The sequence below is a fragment of the Niallia sp. genome (genome assembly GCF_031978665.1).
In the GTDB taxonomy this organism is placed as follows: Bacteria; Bacillota; Bacilli; order Bacillales; family Cytobacillaceae; genus Niallia.
Genome location: NZ_DALZDK010000072.1, coordinates 1 through 6751, shown reverse-complemented (window position 1 = coordinate 6751; position 6751 = coordinate 1). Strand labels below are relative to the sequence as shown.

Here is a 6751-nt window from a genome sequence, read left to right as displayed (position 1 = left end):
AGCGCCGATGGTAGTTGGGGGTTCTCCCCCTGTGAGAGTAGGACGTCGCCAGGCAAATGAAAGACCTAAAAGCTTAATTGCTTTTAGGTCTTTTCTTGTGTGGGAAAGTAGAATGCTAAACAAGATTTATTCTGCTTTAGATAATATTTCTTCCTCAATCTCTCTCATAACATCATACGCACCATCAGATTTGTTTGAACAAATAATCGTTTTAATAGATGAACGCGGGTAAAAAGCAGAATGAAAACTAACTCCGGGATCATATCCCAAAATATGATATTTAAAAATATAATCCTCTTTTTTTTCTATCCATATTCCGTATCCATAAAAGCCTGTTAATTTTTTTGTTTGAATAAACGGAGTAAGCAACTTAAAAGTATACTCTTTACTTAATAATTGGTTATTTAGGAGTGCATCCCACAATCTTGCTATATCATTTACAGTTACAAATGCACCGCCATCAGATCCACCTTTTGCAGGCAACGAGTAAATATTCGTTTTCCAAGTACCATTAGGAAAATCGATATAGCCAAGTGCTGTACTTTGAGGAAGTGCATCTAGTTCATAATAACCGGAATTTTTCATACCTGCTCTTTTAAAAATATTTTCCTCAATATAATCAGAAAATGAAAGTTTACTTAGTTGCTCTATAATTAGCCCAAGTAAAATATACCCTGCGTTATTATAATTAAATTTCTCTCCTGCTTTTGATTTCATTGGTTTGTTCTGAAAAAGTGGTAAGAAGTCTTTTAGCATTCTTATGTGATACATAGGAGTATTTATCCATAATTCCTCAAAATCGTTCATTACCTCCTCGTCAAAATAGTCAGGTATTCCAGCTGTGTGTGTTAAAAGATGATGAATCGTTATGTCTTTATCGAAATGAGGAAATGTACCAATAAGGCAATCTTCTAACTTCGTCTCAAAAGAAAGTTTACCTTTTTCAACAAGTTGGCAAATCGCTATTGCAGTAAATAGTTTACAGCCGGAAGCAATTCCGAAGCGAGTATTTGTATTGTTTTCAATCTTCTCAGAACGATTAGCGTATCCAAAGCTGGTCTCTACTAAAAGGTTATCTTCTATTTTGATAAGGACGTTTCCTGAAAAATTATTTCTATTCTTAGCCCTTGAAATCCGATTTATTAAATTAGTTTTCATTATATACCTCACATTCTAATTGTTATTTTGTGTCTTGCGGCTAATCCACAGGAGTCTACTTGAATTCGTTATGCTCAGGGTTTCTAAATAAGCAATGCTTACATTTATTCATAGTTTCATAATAATTTAATATCTGATAGCTGCGCTCCTTTATAGGTTTCATTTCTCTTAAAAATAAAATATTTAATATTTTTTAATTATTGAGGAAGTTTTCTTACTCAGAAACGCTCGAATCGTTTAAATGTGTATACTGCTAGTGCTAAAAGAATTACTGATAATCCGATAGTTGTAAAAACAGGTAGAAGGAATGTGTCGAGACTTTGGTTGTTCATTAAAATGTTTGTTGCTTCATTTCGGAGTGTAGCAGGACTCCATTTCATATATTTGGTTATAAGCCCAGTAAGTAATGAGAGTGTAGCTAGGAATGTTAAGCTTACGCCCGCGATACCGCCAGTATTTCTTAAGAGTGTTCCTATCCAAATTGTGAAAGTGAGAATAAAAATAATCCATAGGCTATATATTAGGAAGCTAGTGAGTACATCTATCCAACGAACAGGTGAAAACAGTAAATTAGTATAGTACCAAGTCAAAACATAGCTTAAAAATAGAGAAGATAATGCGATGATAACTTGACTTGACCATTTACTGGCTATGTATTGAAAGGCAGAAACAGGACGTGCCATAATAAGGGTAAGCACATTATTTTGCCGTTCATGAGAAATAATTCCCATCGTGGCTAGGACGAATAAAAGAGTACCGATTGTTCCATATTGAGATAAAGTAGCTGCGAGCACTTCTGCTCCTGTAGGAACTGGGAATTCAATCTTCGCTCCCTTGGGCAAGTTTCCAGCCTTTTCAATAATTTGTGGCATATAGTAAGTTGAAATTGGTTGGGAGACGCCTAAAATCATCATTACAACTGGAAGCCCGATCCATTTCCCGTTTCTTTTACTTTCTAGCATTTCTTTTTGAAGTAAAGTTAAAAAGTTTTTCATATGTCTACCACCTTCATATAGGCATCCTCTAAAGAATCCTCCATAACTTCAAATCGTTGAATTGTGTATCCTCTGCTTATTAGGGCAGTTAATAAATCATTTGTTTGTAAAGAAGGTGTAGTTTCTAAAATGGTTGCATTATTATCAGTCGTAAAGTGAATGGCTTCCGGTTTTATTAATTCATCTAATGCATTCTTTATAGGTTCTATTGTTTCAATATGGATAGCTGTATGCGAAAAGGCTTTTTTTAAGTCAATTAAAGAACCGTCCCACTTTATTTCTCCTTCCTTTAACATAAGAACTTCATCGCAAACTTGTTCTGCATCATGAAGGACATGTGTGGAAAAAAGGATTGTCATCCTTTCTTTTAATTTTTCCATAAGTATTAAAACTTCCCTTCTCCCTGTAGGGTCTAAGGCGGAAACTGGTTCGTCTAGGATTAATAGTTCTGGCTGATGTAAAATAGCTTGTGCTAATCCGAGCCGTTGCTTCATTCCACCAGAAAAACCTCCGATCTTTCGGTTCTTTACCTCTGTTAGCCCAACGAATGAAAGGCTGTTATTAATGTATTCTTTTAAACGTTGTTTAGGAACACCTGATAGTTTTCCAGCGAAATACAGAAATTCCACGGGAGTCATCCAATTAAAAAAAGTGGGATGTTGGGGCATAAAACCAATATGTTTACGATAATCCTTTTCTCCGTTATAAGATATAGAGCCTTTTGTCGGGGATAGCAAACCCGCAAGCATATGAAGCGTGGTTGTCTTACCAGCTCCATTTGGCCCTAATAGTGCTGTGCAACGACCTTTTTTAATGTGAAAAGTGATTTCTTTAATCGCTTGATGGTCATTAAAACGCTTTTGTAATTGATTCACTTGTACGAACATCTTAATGCCTCCTTAATTATTTTTTCTTCCTATTACAAAATATAAAATGGGCCCGAATAAACTAACGAATAGGATAAGTAGAATCCATAACCATTTTGGTCCGTTTGTTTCTTCTTGCTTGATGCAGCTAATGAGAGCAGTGAGCATTAATATGAATTGGAGAATAAGGACGGGAGCTATTAATGACCAGTTTACTTGTAATAATTCTTCCAAAGTTATTTCTCCTTTCGTACTTTTCTTTTTGTAGGCAAGATAATAAGTAGGAAGTAAAGAATTGATGGAAGTGGAAGCGAAATCAATCCCCAAATTCCCCAAAACCATGCAAAGCTTGCATTTTTTTTCGCGTGAATAAACAGTAAAGTTCCCTGTGCTAACAGAGCGAGGATAAGTAGAAATAATAAATAAGGATTAATTTCTGTCATCAAATATCTCCCCTTCTTGTTTTCGCATTAATATAAAGTAGATTATAGGAGCAACTATAATAGATACAACCTCCATAATGACTATAGTATGAAGGGCTAGGAATGCGATAAATGATAAACTACTAAGTAAAAGGATGGCTGTTATTATAAACAGCTTTAATTCTTTATAGAAAGCTTTTTTCCTTTTCAGTTGGTAGTTTTGCAACTGTTCTTTTAGGAAAAATGAAGAAGATTCCTTACTGATAGGAAGGTTTTCAAGATGATTCCAATTCTTCTGTAGATCCTCAATTAGCTTATCTGTCTGATCTTGATCATTCGTCATGGACTGTCCACTCCTTTCTAAGTTTCATGATGCCGTTGTGAACTCGAGATTTAACCGTTCCTGTTTTTATATGAAGTAGTTTACCAATTTCTTCATATGTGTAGCCGTAATAGTGATGAAGAAGGATGGGGATTCGAAACTCTGCTTCTAAATTATTGAAATCAGTAAATGTGTCACTCCATTCTATCCCTTTGGAATTCGCTTTCCATGTTAGTTGTCGTGATAAAGCTATTTTTGTTTGATTTATCCAATTGACTTCCCGTTTCTTTTTTCGAAGTTGGTCGATATATAGTCGTGAAGCAATAGAAATCATCCAGGTTGAGAACTTACTGTCTCCCTTAAAAGAGTTAAGGTTTTCGTAGCATTTAAGCATGGTATCCTGTGTAAGATCTGAACTTATTTCTTCATTTAAAGTGAGTTTTAGTAAATATTTATATAGGAATGAATAGTGTAATTGAAATAAATCTATGAAGGCATCTTCATTTCCTTCCTTTGCAAGTTTAATAAGTCTTTTCTCGTTGTCCAAAGTTAAATCGATGCCTCCTTTCTTTTTCAATTCATAAGACGGTTAATCTCAGTAAATCGTTCATTAAATATAAAAAATTTTTTTAGGCTACATTTATTTTACAATAATTCCTCCTTAAATTTAGAGAAAGTGAGGTGTACTCAATAATAGGGATGTATGTTAAACTTTTATTAAATTTATGCAATTCTGAACGTTTTTTTTTGAAAAAATTGGTGTTCATAGACTTTTTAGGTGTTGGAAAATACAGAGATGCGGTCAAAAATCGTAATGTAGTTAAATATATGAGAGAAGTAAGATGAATGATTGAGAGAAGTGTTTACAGAAACTGTTTTCCTTAGTCGTATCAATTTAAGAGTATAGATACTTCTTCATAAAAGGAGTAGGAATAGATGAAGATTGGAATCATTACCGACGTTCATGGAAATGGTCCGGCTTTGAAGGCTGTGCTGCAAGAAATAGATACAAGGAAAGAAATTGAAAGAATTTATTGTTTAGGGGATATGATAGGGATTGGACCAGATACAAACGAGGTTTTAGGCCTTTTGTTTTCCAGAAAGGACATTTCAATGATCACAGGTAACCATGATGAAGCGATTCTGGCGCTACTTAAAAGAGAAGAGTATCCTCTCAGTCATACGCACACCAAAGTACATCATCAATGGATCGCAGATAATATGGATAAATCCTATATTCCTAATTTAGAAAAGTTACCACGAACTATTGATACAATAATAGAAGGTCATTCTGTTCTATTTACACATTATCATATAAAAGAATCAAAACGAAATAGTCATATTAGCCAAGACTCCTTTAGTGAAATTGTTGAAGCGTCATTCAAACCTATTAACGATTTATTTAAAGGGTATAATAAAGAGTTGATCTGTTTTGGACACAATCATCCCGTTCATTTTTTTCAAAGCAAAAAAACGGCTTTTCTAAATCCAGGATCTTTGGGGTGTAATCTTCAACCAATAGCTTCATATGCAATTGCAAATATAGATAAGGAGAAAATAGAAATTAGTCTAGAAAAAGTAGCTTATGATAATTCCTTTTTCTTAGAGTCGTATGAGACTTTGAAAGTACCAGATCGTGAATTTATTATTAATATATTTCATGGGGATCAAAACAGAAAGGATGGAAGGGGGGTATAAGATGCGGTTTAATGAAAGGATTGGTCTGGATATAAGCGATGAACATCATAAGATTCATCGGCGAGTAGCGGTAAGGGCTGTAATAATTGAAAAGCAAAAGGTTTTACTTATGCAAACAAATAAAGGTGACTTTAAATTTCCAGGGGGAGGAGTTGAAGGGAATGAGGGACTGGAAGAAGCGCTATGGAGGGAGGTAAAAGAAGAAACTGGTTATACTCATTGCGCAGTTAAAGAATGTATGGGGAAAGTAATAGAAAATCAAGTAGATCAGTACGATAAGCAAGCATATTTTCAAATGATATCTCATTATTACATGTGTGAGCTTTTGAAAAGTGAAAAAGTGGAGCAAGAGTTAGATGCTTATGAGTCTGAACTTGATTTTACACCTGTATGGATATCAGTTGATAAGGCTATAGAAGAAAATAAACGTGTATTGTCTCAATTTAATAGCAACCCATGGGTTGCTAGAGAAAATTTGGTTTTGGAAAAAATAAAAGACTTTATATACTAAAGGAGAAGAGTGAGATGTATGCAGTAATTGCATTATTTGATGTTGTATTAGAACAAAGAATAAAAAAGATATGGGAAGAATTAGAGAGTAACGGAGTCTCCTATTATGCGAGAGAAGTGGAGGATAGAGTACCTCATATTACTCTAGCAAGCTATAAGGAAGTCTCTCTTACGCACTTTATACATGAGATGGAAACCTTCTATAGAAATATGGGAAAAGTCCAGGTTAATTTTCAAACTGTAGGATCTTTTATAAATACGCCAACACTATTTTATTCTCCAACTGTAACTAAAGAGTTAATCGAGTTACATTCGAGTCATCATCGACATTTTGCTTCATTTAACAATGATGAAGAGTCATTATATCTTCCAGATAAATGGGTTCCACATTGTACCTTAGCTAATAGACTTTCTAAAGAAAAGTTGCAGGAAGCATATAGCTATTGTTTAAAGATAAGTGAAAAGCTAGAAGGGGAAATTAACCGAATAGGGTTAATTAGAATAGATAGTTCGAAGCATGCTCCAGTTATATATTCTAAGAGTTTAATAGAATTGTAAAAAAACGTAAAAAACAGTTGACGATTAAATAGATAATTGTTATTATATAAAAGTTGCTTCTAACAGCAGCGGTAATATGATAATTTAATAGTTAAAAGTTTTTGAAAAAGTTATTGACTTCTAATTAGAAAATGTGATATTATATAAAAGTTGCTTCTGATAGCAATGAAACAAATTGCTCTTTGAAAACTGAACAAACAAACGTCAACAATAATCGTTTTA

General features: G+C 33.9%; 10 protein-coding genes. 3 read left to right on the top strand and 7 right to left on the bottom strand.

The window, feature by feature from the left end; genetic code table 11:
* Positions 1 to 126 precede the first annotated feature (126 nt).
* From RTL21_RS23050 to sigY, 7 genes are all read right to left on the bottom strand, one after another.
* Complete coding sequence (locus tag RTL21_RS23050; protein ID WP_312099508.1) at positions 127 to 1158, bottom strand: serine hydrolase domain-containing protein; 1032 nt, start codon at positions 1156 to 1158, stop codon at positions 127 to 129.
* A gap of 218 nt (positions 1159 to 1376) precedes the next feature.
* Positions 1377 to 2153 carry an ABC transporter permease gene (locus RTL21_RS23045; RefSeq protein WP_312099506.1) on the bottom strand — a complete coding sequence of 259 codons (777 nt, stop codon included), beginning with the start codon at positions 2151 to 2153 and terminating at the stop codon, positions 1377 to 1379.
* Entirely contained in the window at positions 2150 to 3040 is an 891-nt protein-coding gene (locus RTL21_RS23040; protein WP_312099504.1) for an ABC transporter ATP-binding protein, read from the bottom strand. Before RTL21_RS23040 ends, RTL21_RS23045 begins: the two co-directional genes overlap by 4 nt.
* 12 nt (positions 3041 to 3052) lie before the next feature.
* Positions 3053 to 3253 (bottom strand): PLD nuclease N-terminal domain-containing protein, encoded by a 201-nt coding sequence (locus RTL21_RS23035; RefSeq protein ID WP_312099502.1) that lies wholly within the window; start codon positions 3251 to 3253, stop codon positions 3053 to 3055.
* A gap of 2 nt (positions 3254 to 3255) precedes the next feature.
* Positions 3256 to 3462 (bottom strand): transcriptional regulator, encoded by a 207-nt coding sequence (locus tag RTL21_RS23030; RefSeq protein ID WP_312099500.1) that lies wholly within the window; start codon positions 3460 to 3462, stop codon positions 3256 to 3258.
* Positions 3449 to 3784, bottom strand: coding sequence for a DUF5345 family protein (locus RTL21_RS23025; protein WP_312099498.1), 336 nt, complete (start codon positions 3782 to 3784; stop codon positions 3449 to 3451). The genes RTL21_RS23030 and RTL21_RS23025 overlap by 14 nt, the downstream gene beginning before the upstream one ends.
* On the bottom strand, positions 3774 to 4310 hold the full coding sequence (gene sigY, locus RTL21_RS23020) for an RNA polymerase sigma factor SigY (RefSeq protein WP_312099510.1): 537 nt from the start codon (positions 4308 to 4310) through the stop codon (positions 3774 to 3776). The genes RTL21_RS23025 and sigY overlap by 11 nt, the downstream gene beginning before the upstream one ends.
* Before the next feature lie 389 nt (positions 4311 to 4699).
* Here sigY and RTL21_RS23015 point away from each other — a divergent pair, with 389 nt between their 5' ends.
* Genes RTL21_RS23015 through RTL21_RS23005 form a run of 3 tightly spaced genes read left to right on the top strand, consistent with a single transcriptional unit; the run spans position 4700 to position 6529 of the window.
* Positions 4700 to 5461, top strand: coding sequence for a metallophosphoesterase family protein (locus tag RTL21_RS23015; protein WP_312099496.1), 762 nt, complete (start codon positions 4700 to 4702; stop codon positions 5459 to 5461).
* A gap of 1 nt (position 5462) precedes the next feature.
* A complete protein-coding gene (locus tag RTL21_RS23010; RefSeq protein ID WP_312099494.1) occupies positions 5463 to 5972 on the top strand; it encodes an NUDIX domain-containing protein in 510 nt (169 codons plus the stop codon).
* 14 nt (positions 5973 to 5986) lie between these two features.
* Positions 5987 to 6529, top strand: coding sequence for a 2'-5' RNA ligase family protein (locus RTL21_RS23005; RefSeq protein WP_312099492.1), 543 nt, complete (start codon positions 5987 to 5989; stop codon positions 6527 to 6529).
* Positions 6530 to 6751: the final 222 nt, after the last annotated feature.